The organism is Actinomycetota bacterium, assembly GCA_030019255.1.
Taxonomy (GTDB): Bacteria; Actinomycetota; Geothermincolia; order Geothermincolales; family RBG-13-55-18; genus Solincola_A.
Window position 1 is genome coordinate 33,493 of record JASEFK010000012.1, and the last position, 17,031, is coordinate 50,523.

Consider the following 17,031-nt stretch of genomic DNA (forward strand, 5'->3'; position numbering starts at 1 on the left):
GCGGCCGATGCCCGCCCTTGTCGGCGCATTGGTATAATATTTTCTCGTATTTTTCCAGGTCTTCAGGATCCAAGGGGAGATGGAAGAGACGGCTGGCGGCGGAGGGGAAGGCGGCCTCTGGGCCGGGGAAACGGACCGGGAGGTGCGGAAGCGGGAGTTCATCTTCCGGCTATTCTTCACCCTCGGTTTCCTGCTCCTGGTTCAACTGGAGCGCCTGGACGTGAACCTGGGCGGGGAGATCTCCTACCCCCCACTTTATATCCTGGGAGGAATCTATCTCGCTTACACCCTGGCCACCTACCGCTATTACCGGGTGCTCAGCCTCAGGGGAAGGCTCCGCTGGCTGGCGGCGATCATCGATGTCTCCGCCATCTGCCTGGCCATCTACCTTTGCGGTGGCGTGGAGAGCTATACCTTCCTCTTCCTGGGGCTGGCCTCGCTCATCGGAGGCGTCTACGGCGAGTTCGGAGGGGCGGTGTTCGCCTCCCTTCTGGCCCTCCTGGGGTACACGGCGGTGATCCTGGCCGACCGGACCATTCCCTCGGGTTACGACCTTCCCCGGGCCCTCGCGCTGCGCTACGGGTTCCTGGCCGGAGCCTCCATCCTCAACTTCTACGTGACGGACATACTCCTCAAGGACCGGCGGCGACTGCGACTCTTCTACGAGATAAGCCGCAGTTCGAGCAAGAGCCCGGCCCTTTACAACGTCATATCCGAGATCACCTACCGCATGGCCGAGATCATGCGCGCGGAGATCACGCTCCTCTTGACCCACGACGAGAATTCCGCTTCCCTGGTGGCCCAGCAACCCTCGCCGGGGCTCGACTTCCTGACCGCTACCCGCTTGAGGATGCCCATGGGATCGGAAAGCCTCCTGGTGAAGGCGTTCGAGCAGGGCAGGCCCCTCCTCCTCACCAGGCGTGCCTGCCGGGAAATGGAGCTGCCCGCGCTGCTCCCGGAGATACGCGTGCTAGACCTTTTGGCCTGCCCGCTGGAGGCGCGGGGCAAGAAGATAGGGCTACTGGTGCTAGCCAACAAGATGGACAGGAGGGGCTACTCCCGGCGCGACCTGGAGCTCCTGTGCCTGCTCGCGCCCCACATCTCCGTCTTCCTGGACAACGCCCTCCTCTTCCGGCGCAGCGAGGAGAAGGTCGCCCAGCTGACCAGTCTCATCAGGGTGGTGGACGCCATCCATACCACCTCCAGCCTGGACCAGCTGTACAACCTGGCCATGGACGTCATCCGGGCCCTCTTTGCCCCGGACAAGGCCCTCATTAACCTGGTGGATGCCCAGTCGGGGATGCTAAGAACGGTGCGCAACCTGGGGTATGGTCAGGAGTACGCCGAGAAACACCTGAGCCATCCCTTCGAGCCGGTGGCGGACTGCTTCGTGCTCAGGAGCGGGGACCACTTCTTATGTCCCGATGTGGAGTCCGAAAAGCGGTGTCCCAACATGGTGGTGAGCGAGGATATCCGGTCGGTGCTCTGCGTGCCCATCCGTTCCGGCACCAAGCTGTACGGGATACTGCACATGGCCAGCCATTTCGAAAGGGGCTTCGACGAGGAGGACGCCGCCCTGGCCAAGGCCATAGGGGAGCAGATAGGCGTGGCCGTGGAGAGGGCCCGCCTCTTCGAGGAGGTAAGCCAGCTGGCCATCACCGACGAGCTTACCGGCCTGTACAACATCCGCCACCTCAAGCGGGTACTCGGGGAGGAGGTCAAGCGATCCCTGCGCTACGGAAGGGCCTTCTCCTTCATCATGCTGGATATCGACTATTTCAAGGTCTACAACGACCAGCACGGACACCTGCGCGGAGACGAGGTGCTGCGTATTATGGCCGGCCTCCTGCAGCAGAATGTCCGGGAAGTAGACACCGTCTTCCGCTACGGGGGGGAGGAATTCTCCGTCATCATCCCCGAGGTGGCCAAGCAGGAGGCCCTCAACATCGCGGAACGTATACGGCGGGTGGTCCAGGATTACGTATTCCCCTTCGAGGAATTCCAGCCCGGCGGGAACCTCACCGTCAGCATGGGGATATCCGGTTTTCCGGAAGACGCCGAGGGCACCGAGGAGCTCATCGACCGTGCCGACCGCGCCCTTTACCGCGCCAAACTCACGGGCCGCAACCGCATCTGTCTCTACGACCCCTCCCTGGATCGGGAGGCGTTCCACCCCCATGTGCCCCAATGACTGGCGTGCTTCCGGATTGCGTTGTCACGGCCCATGGGCTGGGTATAAAATAACAATTGTCAAGCCGGGATGTGGCGCAGCTTGGTTAGCGCGCTAGACTGGGGGTCTAGAGGTCGCCGGTTCAAATCCGGCCATCCCGACCAGAAGAAAGGCGGCGTGAGCCGCCTTTTGATTTAGGACCGACCGCTGGTTCAACCGCGTGCCCGATCAGGAAACGTGCACACCACCTTTCGCCGTCCGTGGGTTGGCCGTTTGGTCTCCTTTTTCGTACGTCACTCCCCCGGATTAAAATACACTTCTGGACGACTCCACCCAGGATGCCCCTGCAGTTGGACTAAGGGGGGAAAGCGCCGGGTCTTTCCGCGTCGGTCGAAAGGAGGCTCCATGGGGAAAGGTGCGGCAGGGCTTTTCGTATCGGATGACGATATCCCACGAGAAGGGAGGTCCTCGATGATCAGGAGGAACATCGCTAACTTCTTCACCTGTCTGCGCATAGCGCTCATCCCGGTGGTGGTGTGGCTTATCTTCGCCGCCGACCCTCACGCCAGGGACGCGGCTCATGCCTGGGCCCTCGCCGCCTTCGTCTTCGCCGCCATGACGGATTTCATAGACGGCCAGATAGCGCGCCGCACCAACACCATATCCGAGTTCGGCAAGGTGGTGGACCCGCTGGCCGACCGCCTTCTGGTCATCGCCGTGCTGGTGGCCCTCATGTGGCGTTCCTTCATGCCCCTGTGGATGGGGATCGTGATCGTGAGCAGGGACGTGCTCATGCTCGTGGGCGCCCCGGTGGTGGGCATCAGGGACCCGCAGGTGAGGGAGAAGCTGGCCGTGCACTGGACGGGCAAGCTGGCCACCGCCCTGCTCTTTACCGCCATCTGCATCTTCATCTACTGGAACCTCTACCGGCAGGTGAACCCCGTGGGGCTGGCGATATTCTGCGCGGGCATCCTCTTCTCCTACCTCAGCGGTTTCATCTACCTCCACAGGGGTATAAAATTGTTAGGAGCAAGGCTGGAATCCTGAGACCCGCCCCGCGGTAATGGGGCCGGAAATTTGAAGCGGAATGCGGGTAGCATCGGCTACGCTTCGCGAGGAGGTGTGAAAATGAGTTCCCATTTCACCCAGGAGAAGGATCTTTCCTCCGCGGTGAGGGTCAGCTGGTTGGGACATGCCATGTTCTTGCTGGAAGACGGGTCCGGGCACCGCCTGGTCACCGACCCCTACGGGGAGGGGGTGGGTTATGCCCTTCCCCGGGTGGAGGCGGACATCGTCCTGGTGAGCCACGATCACTTCGACCACGCCAACGTGGACCTGGTGAAGGGCGACCCCGTCGTGGTGCGGGATGCGGGGCGGAGGGAGATAGACGGCGTGCTCATCGAGGGCTTTCCGACCTTCCACGATCCCAGCGGGGGAAAGGAACGCGGATCCAACATCGTCTTCAGGGTGCAAATACAGGGCCTGACCTTCGTCCACCTCGGGGATCTGGGGCATCTCCTGGAGGAGGATCTGGTATCCGAGCTCAAGGGAGCGGACGTGCTCTTCGTCCCCGTGGGAGGTACCTTCACCGTGGACGACGCCCAGGCGGCGGAGGTGGTGAGGGCCCTCGCCCCGCGCATAGCCGTGCCCATGCATTTCCGCAATTCCGGGTGCAGCTTCCCCATCCTCACCGAGGAGCCCTTCCTCTCCCGGTTCGAGCGCGTGGAGAAGGTGGGGAAGAAGCCGGTGTATATAGACCCCGGGGAGCTTCCCGAGCCCACCCTGATTCTGGTACTCGATTTCCTGGACTGAAGCAGGCTGGAGAGGAGCGCCGTCATTCACACGTCGGCGGCGGACTGATTCCGGTACTCGATTACTGGGGCGGATACAGGCCACGGTGGAACGTGTAAGGGATCCCGGAGTATCTTTTATCCCACCGCCCTCTCGATTTCCGTCACTGCCACCCCCGAGTCCTTTTCACCTCTTTTTCGCCGCCGGACCTCCCGCACTCCTACCGCCTTCCGTAAGCCCGGTACGCATATGACGACGAGGAGCAGGGGAGGCGGCCGGGACTTCTCTCCAGTGCATGGCCGGTTTTTCCCTCATCTGAGGATCAAGATGCCCACCACCGGGGTACCCACGAGCATGGTTACGCCCCTGCTCAGAGAGGCGGTTGCAAGCACGACGAGTACGGTCCGCCCATGTCGTTCGGGCGCGCTTCCGGGAAAAAGAGAGGAAGGCTTTCGGTTATAATAAGGTTAAGCCGGTCGGAAACGGACTTCATCACAGTCTCATCTCCTTTCCGGCCGCTGTAAAAGAACATTAAGGCGCCTTGAGGCCGGCGCGGGAAAGAAACACGTATTGAGGATCATGGCCTTCCTGGGCTTCCCGACCGGCGTTCTCGAAGTTACTTACGCAGCTCCGCCAAGCTCGTACAAGGGAGTGCAGGAGGTGGATGTTGAAGGCGGTTATCATGGCCGGAGGGCAGGGAACCAGGCTGCGTCCCTTGACCAGCAACCAGCCCAAGCCCATGCTCCCGGTGGTCAACAAACCCATGATGGAGCATATCATCGAATTGCTCAAGAAATGCGGGTTCCGGGAGATGGTGGTCACCCTGCAGTTCCTGCCCACGCTGATCACCAATTACTTCGGGGACGGGGCGGATTGGGGAGTGAACCTGGATTACACCACCGAGTTTGTTCCCCTGGGCACGGCAGGAAGCGTGAAGAACAGCTCCTCCCTTTTGGACGATACCTTTCTGGTGATCAGCGGTGACGCCTTGACGGACATTGACCTCAACCGGGTGGTGGAGTTCCATCGCAGTCGGAAGGCCATGGTGACCATCACCCTCATCCGGGTGGAAAATCCACTGGAATTCGGGATCGTAGTCACCGACGCAGAGGGGCGTATAGAGCGCTTCCTGGAAAAGCCCAACTGGGGGCAGGTATTCAGCGATACCATCAACACCGGTATCTACGTCCTGGAGCCGGAGGTCCTCGATTTCATCCCCGAGGGCCAGCCTTACGACTTCTCCAAGGATCTCTTCCCCCGCCTCCTCGAGGAGGGTTATCCCCTCTACGGGTACGTAGCCGACGGGTACTGGTGCGATATCGGCAACTTCGAGCAGTATGTCGCCGCCCACCGGGACGTCCTGGACGGAAAGGTCAAGGTGGACATCCCCGGCTTCCGCATGGCGGAGAACGTCTGGGTGGGCGAGGGGGTGGACATCGAGCCGGGGGCGGAGATAAAGGGCCCCTCGGTCTTGGGGGACCACTGCAAGGTGGAATCCGGGACCAAGATCCGGGAATATACCGTGCTGGGACACAACGTGGTGGTCAAGAAGGACTCCTTCCTCCACCGGGCCATCATCTACGAGAACTCCTACATAGGCAACGGGAGCCACCTGCGGGGTTGCGTGGTGGGCAAGAACTGTGACCTCAAGGCCAACGTCCGGCTGGAGGAGGGGGTGGTGGTGGGGGACGAGTGCCTCATCGGGGAGAGCGTCCTGGTCAAGCACGACGTGAAGATATACCCCTTCAAGACGGTGGAGACGGGAGCCACGGTCAACACCAGCATCGTCTGGGAATCCCGGGGCCTGCGCACCCTCTTCGGCAAGAGGGCCGTGTCCGGGATCGTCAACGTTGACGTGACCCCGGAACTGGCCCTCCGGCTGGCCATGGCCTACGGGTCCACCCTTCCCGTGGGCTCCACCGTGGTCACCTCCCGGGACGCCTCGCGGGCCGCCAGGACCATTAAGAGGGCCATGATAAGCGGCCTCAACGCGGCGGGGGTCAACGTCGCCGACCTGGAAATATCTCCCGCTCCGGTGAACCGCTACGCCATCCGGGCGGAGCGGGCCGAGGGGGGCGTGGACGTGCGCATCTCAGCCTTCGACCCCCAGTCCATCGAGATTCGTTTCTTCGACGAGGAAGGCATAGACATACCGGAATCCAAGCAGCGGGACATAGAGAAGGTCTTCAGCCAGGCCAGCTTCCGGCGCGCCTTCATGGACGAGATCGGGGCCATCGTCTTCCCGCCCCGCGTCCTGGAAATGTACACCAAGTCCCTCCTGGACCGCCTGGACCTCGAGCGCCTGCGGGAGAGGCGCTTCCGCGTGGTAGTGGACTACGCTTTCTCCAGCGCCAGCATGATCCTTCCCTCCATCCTGGGGAAGATGGGCTGCGACGTCCTGAGCCTGAACAACTTCACCGACGAGAAGAGGGTGACCCTCTCCCAGGAGGAACTCAACGCCTCCCTGCGCAACCTGTCCCGGCTGGTGAAATCCTCGGAAGCCGAGCTGGGGGTCCTCCTGGACAACGCCGCGGAGAGGCTCTACCTCCTCGACGAGACGGGCCGCCAGATCCATCCCCAGGTGGCCCTCCTCCTCTTCGTCGAGCTCCTGGGCGAAGCGGGGATGAGGGGCAGCATCGTGGTGCCAGTAAGCGTGACCTCCCAGGTGGAAAGGGTAGCCTCCCGCTACGGCAACCGGGTGGTGCGCACCAAGGTCAGCAGGAGTGACCTCATGAAGGCTTCCCTGGAGGACGGGGTGGTCTTCGGCGGAGCCGGCAGCGGGGGGTTCATCTTCCCCTCCTTCATACCCACCTATGATGCCATGGCCAGCACGGCCATGCTCCTCGAGGCCCTGAGCCGCGTGGAGGGACCCCTTTCCCGTCACGTGAACGGCCTGCCTCCCATCCACATGCTGTCCACGGAATACCTGGCCTCCTGGGAGCAGAAGGGCACCATCATGAGGAGGCTGGTGGAGGAGTACGCACAGGAGAGAGTGGACCTGGTGGATGGGGTCAAGGTCTACATGGACGGTTCCTCCTGGGTCCTGGTGCTGCCCGACCCGGACGAACCCACCCTCCACATCATCAGCGAGGCGGAGAGCGACTCCGAGGCCGCGCGCCTTATCGCCGAGATGACTAGGAAAATAAACGCCCTGGTGGGTACCTGAAGCCTCGCGGGAGAAAAACCGGGCTCCAGGGGTCCTTAAAAACCGGTTTAGGTCTGACTACCCTCCGTGCGTTATAGGGGACCCCGTTGCCCGTGGTATCCGCGATGCAGGGCGGCGCGGAAAAACGGCCTTAGCTCCACAGGAGGTGCAGCCGGTGCTTGCACCGTAAGCGGGGCGTCTTCATTGGGGGTAAAAATATGGCAGATCTGATAGTGGAAATCCCATGAAGGATATGCCTCGCCCGGCACCGTTAACCCGGAAAGGTGGCATCAATGATGCGGTCCTTCTGGGCAAGGCGGGGAATTGAATAAAACAGGTTCCCAAGGTAGTCAAGGTAGCGCGTCCCGCCCGGCGCACCTTAACCATGTGCTCGTAAAGCGGGTATTATAGATGGAAAGTACACGGCGCGGAGGTAGAGCCAGGAACGGATGGGTAACCGCGGGGAGGCGGAGGGCTTCCCGCGCGGCGGGGAGCGGTAGGATTCGCTGGGAGGTGTGAGAGCATGGCCTTTACCTTTGACGCAGACGGTGCCCTGCTGGTCATCGATATGCTCAACGATTTCATACATGAGAAGGGGGCCCTGGTGGTGCCCGGAGCCTCCCGCATCGTGTCCAGGATCTCCGACCTGGTGCGTGACGCCCGGCAGCAGGGCATCCCGGTCATCTACGTGGCCGACCGGCACCGTCCGGACGACCGGGAATTCCAGCACTGGCCTCCCCATGCCATTGCCGGCACCTGGGGAGGGGAGGTGGTGGAGGAGCTCGCCCCCGGGGAGAAGGACTACCTGATACCCAAGAGGCGGTACAGCGCTTTCTTCGGTACCGACCTGGATACCTATCTCCGCGAGATGGGGGTGGGAAAGCTTTACCTCACCGGGGTGCTCACCAACATATGCGTGTACGCCACCGCCCTGGACGCCGCCATGCGCAACTACCGGGTGGCGGTCTTCAGGGACGGCGTGGCTTCCTTGAGCGAGGAGACCGACGCCTTCATCTTCAAGCAGCTGGAGGAGGTGCTCCAGGCCGAGTTGATCTGAGGAGGTGGGGAAGATTTTTCACGTCGCATCCAGTGAGGACATCCTGGGGGGCAGGGTAACCGACGTCTATTTCACCAACGTGGTCAAGGCCCTCCGGTACCTCGACCTCAACCCCCGCGTGGCGGCGGAGGTGCGGGCCGGAAGTCTGCCCGAGGACTGGGAATGGGCTGTCTTCGCCGGACTCGAGGAATCCCTGCGCCTTCTCGAGGGTCGCCCCGTGGACGTTTACGCCATGCGCGAGGGGACCCTCTTCCAGCCGGAGGAGACGGTCCTCATCGTGGAGGGAAGGTACCAGGATTTCGCCGTGCTGGAGACGGCCCTCCTGGGCTTCCTTTGCCAAGCCTCGGGAGTGGCCACCAAGGCCGCCCGCTGCCGGCTGGCAGCCGGCGAACGCATGGTGATAAGCTTCGGTGCCCGCCGCATGCATCCCGCCATCACCCCCATGATTGAGAGGAACGCCTTCATAGGGGGATGTGACGGGGTGGCCGTGGTGGCCAGCGCGGAGCTCATCGGCGAGAAGCCCCTGGGCACCATGTCCCACTCCCTGCTACTGTGCGTGGGGGACGAGGCGCGCGCCTTCCAAGCCTTCGACGCCACCGCCGACGCCTACATTCGCCGCGTGGCCCTCGTGGATACCTACCAGGACGAGAAGTTCGGCGCCCTCACCGCCGCGGAGGCCCTGGGCGAACGGCTCTTCGCCGTGCGCCTGGACACGCCGAGTTCGCGTCGGGGCGATTTCCTCAAGATCATCCGCGAGGTACGCTGGGAGCTCGACCTGCGGGGCTACGAGAAGGTGAAGATATTCCTGAGCGGGGGACTGGACGAGTACGACATACTCCGTTACAACCCCTACGCCGACGCCTACGGCGTGGGGACCTCCATCTCCAACGCCCCGGTGGTGGACTACTCCCTGGATATCGTGGAGGTGGACGGGAAACCCCGGGCCAAGCGGGGGAAGATGTCGGGAAAGAAGCAGGTATTCAGGTGCCCTTCCTGCCGGGAGAGCCGCCTGACCCCCTGGGAAGCGGAGCCTCCGGACTGCCGGTGCGGGGAGCGGATGGAACCGGCGCTGCGCCGCTTCCTGGAGGGCGGGAAACTGGTGGAGGAGCTGCCCGCTCCACAGGTGATACGGAATTACGTGCTGGAACAGCTCTCCGGGCGGGAGTTGAAGGCGCCCTCCTGAGACGACGCGGCATGTAACACCCCACGCCTCATTCGCGGCGCTCAAGGGGTATGTTCCCTCAACATTTGCTTACCATACGGAAGGGCGAGGAATTGGAGACCTGGAGATTCATACCCCGTCAAGCTGACGACGGCGCCTCCCACATGGCTCTGGACCAGGCCCTGCTGGAGTGCGCCACGGGGCCTTCATTCCCGCCCACCCTGCGCTTCCAGCGGTGGGTACCGCCGGCCCTTTCATTAGGGCGATTCCAGAAACTGGAAGATGTGGACCTGGAGGCCTGCGAGGCCTCCGGCGTGGAGGTGGTTAGGCGTCCCACCGGTGGAAGGAGCATACTCCACCTGGACGATTTCACCTACAGCCTGGTCCTCCCCTCGCGCATGCCTCTGCCCTCCGGAGTAGTGGAGACCTATTCCCTTATCTGCAGGGGTATCGTGGCCGCCCTGCGCCTCCTGGGCCTGGAGCCCGTCATACGGGTAGGGGGAGGAACGCGTTACGCGCGTTCCGGAGCGGCCTGTTTCGCCGCTTCCACCCAGGCCGATCTCAGGTGCGGGGACAGGAAGATATGCGGAAGCGCCCAGCTGAGGAGGGGCGGAGCGGTGCTGCAGCACGGTTCGATTCTGTTGAAAGACCGCTCGGAACTGCATTTCGGCCTCCTCCGCTTCGAGGGCGAGGAGGAGAGGTTATCCTCCCTCCGGGATTACCGGCGGAACTGCGCCTCCCTCGAGGAGCTGGGCGTGAACGCATCCTGGGAGGAAGTGGCGGAATGCTTCCGCCGGGGTTTCGAGGAGAGCTTCGCCGTTCGCCTGCGGGAAGGGGGACTCGAGGCAGGGGAGGAACAACGCTGGCGCTCACTGATACCCTCCTACCGCTCCGGGGAATGGCTGCGAAACCCCCGCCGCCTGGAACTTCCATCCTCCCTCCAGACCGGAAGAAGGGGAACTTCCAGCGGACTACCAGGGGTTTACATTTTCTAGACGTCCGTCGACCGCTGGACAGGCGGGTTTTTGGAAGTCCCGCCGGTTTCTGTTAAAATATGAGCTTAGGGTAGCCGGAAGGAGGGCTGTGGATGGAAGAGGAAAAACGGGATTCCGGGACGGTTCCCATACACGAGACATACATCGACTACAGCTCGAAGAGCGACGAGGAACTGCGCAAGATCCTGGAGGAGCTCCTCAGGGAAGAGAAGAGGATATCCTACCAGAGAAGGATTCTGCACGGGAAGATCGACCTGCTCCGTGCCGAGCTGGTCAGGCGCAGGAAGGAAGGGCTGAGAAGGGGCCGCATCCTCTTCAACGACGATGACATCCGGAGGCTCAGCGAGATACTGGCCGGAGAGGCCCTAGGTGTGAGCCGCAACGACCCCACCCTCGATTGATTCCTTTAATAAACTTTCCCCGTCAGTCCGGTCGGCGGTCATCAGCATGTCCAAGGGCATCCTTCCGGCACCCCATGCGAGGGGAGTTCACCCTGGAAAACCTTAACCATAAAGTTTTTCTTTAAAAATCCGGCGGGAAATATTATCATTAAAAACGGATAGGACCCTTGAACTGCGACCTTCCGGGAGTGCGGGGGAGAGGCCCTGAGGCGAGAGGAGCGAAGGGGAGGAGGTAGTGGATTTGCTCTGTAGGAAGTGCGGTTTCGTGAACGCCGAGGGCAGCTCCTATTGCTCCCGCTGCGGCGCGATCCTGGAGGAAAAGGCCTGCTCCGAGGAGGCGACGCTGGGCATACCGGTCATCGAGCCCGAGGCCGAAGAGGAGAACGTGGAGATTACCCCTCCGGTGAGCGCCCCAGCCAAGGGAACGGCCATGCTGGTGATAAAGAAGGGGCCCGACGCGGGCATGAACTTCACCCTGGAAGGCGAGGTCACCGTCATCGGGAGGCACCCGGAAAGCGACATCTTCCTGGACGACATCACCGTGAGCAGGCGCCACGCGGAGATCAGGAGGGAAGGGGAGTCCTTCGTCATCACGGACACCGGATCCCTCAACGGCACCTACCTCAACCGCGAACGCATAGAAAGCGCGCCTCTCTTCAGCGGCGACGAGATACAGATAGGCAAGTTCAAGCTGCTTTTCCTGCAAGGTTGACGAAGGAAGCCGGGAGGGGCACCGTACCCGAGGAGTAGAACGATGAGCCAGGCCAAGGACAAGATGAGCATCGGCGAGCTCCTCAAGCTTCTACAGCAGGAGTTCCCCGATCTCACTATCTCCAAGATAAGGTTCCTGGAGAGCGAGGGCCTCCTGAGCCCGGAAAGGACCCCGTCGGGCTACCGGAAGTTCAGCCAAGCCGATGCCCAGCGCCTGCGCTTCATCCTCAAGCTCCAGAAGGAGAAGTACCTGCCCCTCAAGGTGATTCGGGAGAAGCTCAACGAGCTGGAAAGCGGCAGGATGCGCGCTGGAGACCTGGCCACGGGGGAGACGGATGGCTTCAGGGTGGGGGAGGAGATATCCGCTTATCAGGACGCCACCCTCCCGAGGGAAAACCTTCCCCAGGCCCTGGACATCGACCTCTCCTTCGCCGACACCCTGGAGGAGTACGGGCTCATATGCTCCCACAAGGGCGACGACGGACCATACTATGAAAGGGAGGACGTTAAGATCCTGCGCATAGCCAGGGAGTTCTCGCGCTACGGCCTGGAGCCGCGCCACATGCGGATGTATGAGAACCTCACCGACCGGGAAGTGATGGCCTTCGAGCAGATCATCCTGCCCTCCCTGAAGTCCAAGGACCCCGAGGCCCGGAGGCGCGCCCTGGACATCCTCCTGCAGCTGGTGAACCTGTCACGGGAGCTGAAGGACCAGCTACTCAAGAACCGGGTGAAGGAATACTTCCGGCAGTACAACCAACCCATACCCTTCTGAATTGACCACCCCACGGCCACCTCACCGTTTCCTGGCCGACCGCATGTTGGGACGGCTGGCCCGCTATCTCCGCCTCCTGGGCCACGACGTTTCCTACCCCGACCCCTGCGCGGACGCCGGACTGGTGGCCATGGCTCAGAACGAGGGACGCGTGCTGCTGACCCGGGACCAGGGGATCCTGGAACGCCTCGGGCCCGCGGGGGGCAATCCCAGGGTGGTTATACTCCGCTCCCAGGTGGTGACCCAACAGGTCGCGCAGCTGGCTGCCGAGGGATGGCTGCAATGCCCCGGCCCGCCGCGCTGCGCATCCTGTAATCGGACCCTGGAACACCTCGACGCCTTCGAGGCCCGCCATCTGGTCCCACCTTACACCTATGCCGTCCATTCGCGCTTCATGTACTGCCGCAGCTGCAATCACGTGTTATGGGAGGGCAGCCACCTGGAGAGGTTTCGCCGGCGTATCTCCATGTCCCACTGCGCCTCGGGTCTGCCGCCCCGCGGGCCCGGCGCAGGTTCCCGTTCGCGTGAAGGATAAGTGGTTTTGGGGAGATCTCCACATAGAGGAGAGAACCCTCCTCTGATATCGCCGCGTTGACGCCCCGTGCGGCGGGCAATACAATTTTACCCGTGTCCGGAAGGGGGTTCTTTCATGTTCTTCTTCTCCGAGCTGCAGGAAAAGAAGGTTCTGGATACACACGGTCGGCCGGTGGGTAAGGTCCAGGACATCGCCTTCAGGGTGGGCCACGGGCTTCCGCGCAGCGAGTACCTTCTGGTCTATCGCACCAGGAGGGGGCGCCGGGAGACGGCGGCCGTGCCCTGGGAATGGGTGTCCTCCGTGGGTCGTGACGGGGTGACCCTGACGCGCGAGCGGGACGCGGTGTGGAAGAGCGACATCCAGGCGGAGGGGCTGTGGTTGGGCCGCAACCTGCTAGACCGGCAGATCGTGGACCTCAACGGGTACAAGGTGGTCCGGGTGAACGACCTCCGCCTCGCGGAGTCCAATTCTCACCTCACCCTCACCGGCGTGGATGTGAGCCAGAGGGCGCTGCTGCGCCGCCTGGGCCTGGAGAGGATGGCTCGTGCCGCGGCCAGGCTGGGCATCGACCTCCCGGAGAGGACCATACCCTGGAGCTTCGTGGCTCCCCTGGAGGTGAGCCAGGCCGGCCTGAGGCTGACCGTCACCCAGTCCCAGCTCAGCGAGATGCACCCCACGGACCTCGCCGACATCCTGGAGCAGCTTGACGCGAGCCAGCGCGGACGGCTCCTCGACATCCTGGACGCCTTCACCGCCGCTCAGTCCCTTTCCGAGGTAGAACCGGAAATGCAGGCGGAGGTCATCGAGGGCCTCGCGGAGACCAGGGCCTCCAACCTCCTGGAGATTATGCCCCCCGACGAGGCCGCGGACATTTTAGGCAACCTTCCCCGAGACAAGGTGGAACGCCTCCTGAACATGATGGGCGTGAGGGAGGCGAAGCTCATCCGGGAGCTACTGGGTTACGCCGAGGACACGGCTGGGGGAAAGATGACCCCGGAATTTCTGGCCGTGCTCAGCTCCTACACCGCCGGGGAATGCATCGACTTTTTACGCCGGAGGGCCCCGGATGCGGAAACCTTGTACTACGTCTACGTGGTGGACGACGAGGGGCGGCTCAAGGGGGTGGTCTCCCTGCGCGATCTTCTGACTGTGGATCCGGGGGAAAGGGTGGAGGAGTTCATGCGCCGCGACGTCATCTCCGTGAACGTGGACGACGACCAGGAGGCAGTGGCCGAGGTGATGGCCCGTTACAACCTGCTGGCCCTGCCGGTGGTGGACGACGAAAACGTGCTCAAGGGAATAATCACCGTGGATGACGTGATAGACGTCATGCGCGAGGAGGTCATGGAGGACCTTTCCCACCTAGGAGGTTTGGAGCTGGCGGAGGCCGGCCTTACCACCTCCCTGCGCAGCCGGCTCCCATCCCTCGCCGTTACCCTCCTGGGGGGCTGCCTCTGCGCCCTGGTGCTGATGCTCTTCGAGGCCCGGCCGATCCCCCTTGTGACCCTGGCTTTTTTCCTTCCCCTGGTCCTGAGGGCGGCCCAGGATGTGGGACTCGTATCCCAGGCGGTCATCCTGGAGCGGTTGGGCGGCGGCGAGGTTTCCGCCGGGGAGGTCATCAGGCTGGCCTGGAGGGAATTCCGCCTGGTCTTCCTCATCTCCTGCGGCCTTGCCCTCCTGGGAGGGGCGGCCGCCTTCCTCTGGGAGGGATATCTGCGCCTGGGCCTGGTCCTCGGTTTCACCCTGCTGGCCTCCATCCCCCTGGGCGGCATGCTGGGTATGATTTTCACCCTCATATCGCAGCGCGTTCCGGGGGAGCTTCATTTCGCCCAGGCCCGCCTTTCCGGGCTTCTCATGGGACTTACCACCTTGGTCATCTACCTGGGCCTGGCGGTGGTCCTGCTTTCCGGACGCGCGTCTTGACCCCTTCATGTCCTTTTCTCCTCGTAAAAACCGGGACCTCGATGAGGCAGGGACGCTGAAATGTCTCTGTTGGCCCCTACGTGGCGGAAGAGGCTCGAGGAATCGCACTATCATCCTGGCGAATCTTGGCGAAACGATTAAAAAACTACGCAAGAAAGGCACCACCTCTCCATTGTTGGGCTGCTCACCGGTGAACCCCAAACCATCATCTGATAAACTCCTCTTAATGATGGAGGGATACGAACACGAAGGGGTAGGCCGGCGCTCTCGACCGGGAAGGCCTCCACGTACCGAGGCTCCGGACCCTCGCGAGCGGCGTCGCCAGGCCCGCAAGAGAATACGCGAGCTCCGCCGGAAACGGCGCCGTATGCTGAGGAAATCCCGGAGCCCGGTGAGGTGCATGTTACCCCGGGTGCTTCTCCTCCTCTTGGCGATCCTGCTCGTCGCCGGCGCAACCACCGCCTGGGTGGGGAGGGGAGAGGAGGGGAGGGCCCGGGTCTTTGAGCTGCCGGCGTCCAACCTGGAGGACCTGCGCGAGCAATACGTGCCCGGAGGCATCAGCGAACCGGACATCCCTGCCAGGGCCGCCGTACTCATGGAGGCGGAGAGCGGTGAGATACTCTGGGAGAAGAACGCCGACCTGGAGCTGCCCATGGCCTCCACCACCAAGATCATGACCGCCGTGATCACCCTGGAGAACGCTTCCCTGGACGAGAAGGTGGTCGTCAGCGAGAGAGCCAGTTCCACGGGCGAGTCCTCGGCCTGGCTGGAGAAGGGGGAAGTCCTCACCGTGGAACAGCTCCTTCATGCCCTGATGGTGCAGTCGGCAAACGACTCCGCCGTGGCCCTTGCGGAACACGTGGCGGGTTCCGTGGAGGCCTTCGTGGAGATGATGAACCGGAAAGCCGTCGAACTGGGGGCCGAGCATACCCGTTTCGCCAACCCTCACGGACTGGACCAGAGGGGCCATTACACCACCGCCCGCGACCTGGCCCGGATAGCCGCTTACGCCATGCGCAACCCGGTCTTCCGGGAGCTGGTGATCTCCGACGGTTACCAGATACCCTGGCCCGGGCACCCTTACAACCGGGTCATGGTCAATCACAACAAGTTCCTGAAGCTCTACCCCTACGCCACGGGCATCAAGACCGGGTACACGGAGGGAGCCGGAAAGTGCCTGGTAGCCTCGGCGGCGAAGGATGGCCGGGAGCTCATCTCCGTGATCCTTAACGGAGGGGATAGTTACTGGGACCAGGCCGTGCAGCTCATGGACCATGGGTTCCAGGACTTCGCCAGGGTGGAATACGCTTACGCAGGACAGCCTCTTTCCGAGGTGGAGGTGGGAGATTTTCCCAGGAAGAAAGTGGATGCCGTGGCTCGCGAGGACATCGCCTTCACCGTGCGCAAGGACCGGCTGCAAAATTTCTTTACCGCCGAAGTCAGCTGCGTTGAATGGGTATCCTACCCGGTGGAGAAAGGCCGGGAGGTGGGAGAGCTCAGGGTGGGGGAGGGAAATCCCGGCAAGCGGACGGCCGTCCTGGTGAGCCCGAAGGATTGCCGCCCTCCCAACCCGCTGTTCCGCCTCTTCGCCTTTCTGTGGGCCGTCCTCAAAGTGTGGTGGAGGTGGCTCAGATGGCTATTGCCCGGCGTCTAAAGCTGCCTTTCGAGGCGGGTTGAGAACATGGATGGCGTGACCCTGGGACCGGTGCTTTTCACGGCGGACGCCATCGCCGCGCGGGTCAAGGAAGTGAGCGCGGAGATCAACCGGGACTACCTGGCGCGCGAGGAACCCGGCAGGGACGTTGTCTTGGTCAGCGTGCTCAAGGGTGGCTTCATCTTCCTCGCCGACCTGGTGCGGTGCCTGGAGATTCCCGTGGTAGTGGACTTCCTGGCCATCTCCGGGTACGGGGATCGCAGGACCTCGGCCGGCGTCCGCATCCTCAAGGACCTCTCGGAAAGTATCCGGGGCAGGGATGTGCTGGTGGTAGAGGACATCGTGGACACCGGGCTGACCCTCAGCTACATCCTTCGCAACCTCGAGGCCCGCGGACCGGAATCGGTGAGGGTCTGCACCTTCCTGGACCGTGCGGTGAAGCGCATAGTCCCCGTGGAGATCCGTTACCGCTGCTTCGAGGTAGGGGAGGAGTTTGTGGTTGGTTACGGACTGGATTACAACCAGAAGTGGAGGAACCTTCCCCACGTGCACTTACTCAGGGGCGGGTAGGCCCGGGCGCGGGGATGGGTTGAGGGCCATAAATCGATATGTCAAACATTTCACCCCTAAAACGATAATAGAGCCGGGACCCTTCAAAGGGTTGGGAGATTGCGGCGCGCGGAAAACGGATTCCACCGCGGATGGGTTATTA

General features: G+C 62.6%; 14 protein-coding genes and 1 tRNA gene. All 15 read left to right on the top strand.

Annotated elements, in window-relative coordinates:
* Positions 1-79 precede the first annotated feature (79 nt).
* The gene (locus QME84_10155) at positions 80-2,191 is read left to right on the top strand and encodes a diguanylate cyclase (GenBank protein MDI6874627.1); all 2,112 of its coding nucleotides are present in this window, start codon (positions 80-82) and stop codon (positions 2,189-2,191) included.
* Positions 2,192-2,256: 65 nt separating this feature from the next.
* Positions 2,257-2,334: transfer RNA gene (locus QME84_10160), tRNA-Pro, on the top strand.
* 307 nt (positions 2,335-2,641) lie between these two features.
* Positions 2,642-3,217, top strand: coding sequence for a CDP-diacylglycerol--glycerol-3-phosphate 3-phosphatidyltransferase (pgsA, locus tag QME84_10165; protein MDI6874628.1), 576 nt, complete (start codon positions 2,642-2,644; stop codon positions 3,215-3,217).
* Positions 3,218-3,298: 81 nt separating this feature from the next.
* Complete coding sequence (locus QME84_10170; protein MDI6874629.1) at positions 3,299-3,982, top strand: MBL fold metallo-hydrolase; 684 nt, start codon at positions 3,299-3,301, stop codon at positions 3,980-3,982.
* Positions 3,983-4,628: 646 nt separating this feature from the next.
* Positions 4,629-7,127, top strand: a complete 2,499-nt coding sequence (locus tag QME84_10175; protein ID MDI6874630.1) for a sugar phosphate nucleotidyltransferase — start codon at positions 4,629-4,631, stop codon at positions 7,125-7,127.
* Positions 7,128-7,629: 502 nt separating this feature from the next.
* On the top strand, positions 7,630-8,163 hold the full coding sequence (locus QME84_10180; protein MDI6874631.1) for an isochorismatase family cysteine hydrolase: 534 nt from the start codon (positions 7,630-7,632) through the stop codon (positions 8,161-8,163).
* Between the two features lie 13 nt (positions 8,164-8,176).
* Positions 8,177-9,346 (top strand): nicotinate phosphoribosyltransferase, encoded by a 1,170-nt coding sequence (locus tag QME84_10185; GenBank protein ID MDI6874632.1) that lies wholly within the window; start codon positions 8,177-8,179, stop codon positions 9,344-9,346.
* A 92-nt stretch (positions 9,347-9,438) separates the two neighbouring features.
* The gene (locus QME84_10190; protein MDI6874633.1) at positions 9,439-10,320 is read left to right on the top strand and encodes a lipoate--protein ligase family protein; all 882 of its coding nucleotides are present in this window, start codon (positions 9,439-9,441) and stop codon (positions 10,318-10,320) included.
* A 92-nt stretch (positions 10,321-10,412) separates the two neighbouring features.
* Positions 10,413-10,721 carry a hypothetical protein gene (locus QME84_10195; protein ID MDI6874634.1) on the top strand — a complete coding sequence of 103 codons (309 nt, stop codon included), beginning with the start codon at positions 10,413-10,415 and terminating at the stop codon, positions 10,719-10,721.
* A gap of 241 nt (positions 10,722-10,962) precedes the next feature.
* Positions 10,963-11,433 (top strand): FHA domain-containing protein, encoded by a 471-nt coding sequence (locus tag QME84_10200; GenBank protein MDI6874635.1) that lies wholly within the window; start codon positions 10,963-10,965, stop codon positions 11,431-11,433.
* Positions 11,434-11,475: 42 nt separating this feature from the next.
* On the top strand, positions 11,476-12,207 hold the full coding sequence (locus tag QME84_10205; GenBank protein ID MDI6874636.1) for a MerR family transcriptional regulator: 732 nt from the start codon (positions 11,476-11,478) through the stop codon (positions 12,205-12,207).
* A 1-nt stretch (position 12,208) separates the two neighbouring features.
* On the top strand, positions 12,209-12,742 hold the full coding sequence (locus QME84_10210) for a Mut7-C RNAse domain-containing protein (protein ID MDI6874637.1): 534 nt from the start codon (positions 12,209-12,211) through the stop codon (positions 12,740-12,742).
* A 114-nt stretch (positions 12,743-12,856) separates the two neighbouring features.
* Positions 12,857-14,665 carry a magnesium transporter gene (mgtE, locus tag QME84_10215; protein ID MDI6874638.1) on the top strand — a complete coding sequence of 603 codons (1,809 nt, stop codon included), beginning with the start codon at positions 12,857-12,859 and terminating at the stop codon, positions 14,663-14,665.
* 400 nt (positions 14,666-15,065) lie between these two features.
* Positions 15,066-16,319 (top strand): D-alanyl-D-alanine carboxypeptidase family protein, encoded by a 1,254-nt coding sequence (locus QME84_10220; GenBank protein ID MDI6874639.1) that lies wholly within the window; start codon positions 15,066-15,068, stop codon positions 16,317-16,319.
* A 27-nt stretch (positions 16,320-16,346) separates the two neighbouring features.
* Positions 16,347-16,889: a hypoxanthine phosphoribosyltransferase gene (hpt, locus tag QME84_10225; protein MDI6874640.1), complete on the top strand. Its 543-nt coding sequence runs from the start codon at positions 16,347-16,349 to the stop codon at positions 16,887-16,889.
* Positions 16,890-17,031 lie beyond the last annotated feature (142 nt).

What these genes read in the sequence shown, in the direction of transcription:
- QME84_10155 (MDI6874627.1), top strand. Translation starts at nt 80, where the DNA reads ATGGAAGAGACGGCTGGCGGCGGAGGGGAAGGCGGCCTCTGGGCCGGG.
- pgsA (MDI6874628.1), top strand. Translation starts at nt 2,642, where the DNA reads ATGATCAGGAGGAACATCGCTAACTTCTTCACCTGTCTGCGCATAGCG.
- QME84_10170 (MDI6874629.1), top strand. Translation starts at nt 3,299, where the DNA reads ATGAGTTCCCATTTCACCCAGGAGAAGGATCTTTCCTCCGCGGTGAGG.
- QME84_10180 (MDI6874631.1), top strand. Translation starts at nt 7,630, where the DNA reads ATGGCCTTTACCTTTGACGCAGACGGTGCCCTGCTGGTCATCGATATG.
- QME84_10195 (MDI6874634.1), top strand. Translation starts at nt 10,413, where the DNA reads ATGGAAGAGGAAAAACGGGATTCCGGGACGGTTCCCATACACGAGACA.
- QME84_10205 (MDI6874636.1), top strand. Translation starts at nt 11,476, where the DNA reads ATGAGCCAGGCCAAGGACAAGATGAGCATCGGCGAGCTCCTCAAGCTT.
- mgtE (MDI6874638.1), top strand. Translation starts at nt 12,857, where the DNA reads ATGTTCTTCTTCTCCGAGCTGCAGGAAAAGAAGGTTCTGGATACACAC.
- QME84_10220 (MDI6874639.1), top strand. Translation starts at nt 15,066, where the DNA reads ATGTTACCCCGGGTGCTTCTCCTCCTCTTGGCGATCCTGCTCGTCGCC.
- hpt (MDI6874640.1), top strand. Translation starts at nt 16,347, where the DNA reads ATGGATGGCGTGACCCTGGGACCGGTGCTTTTCACGGCGGACGCCATC.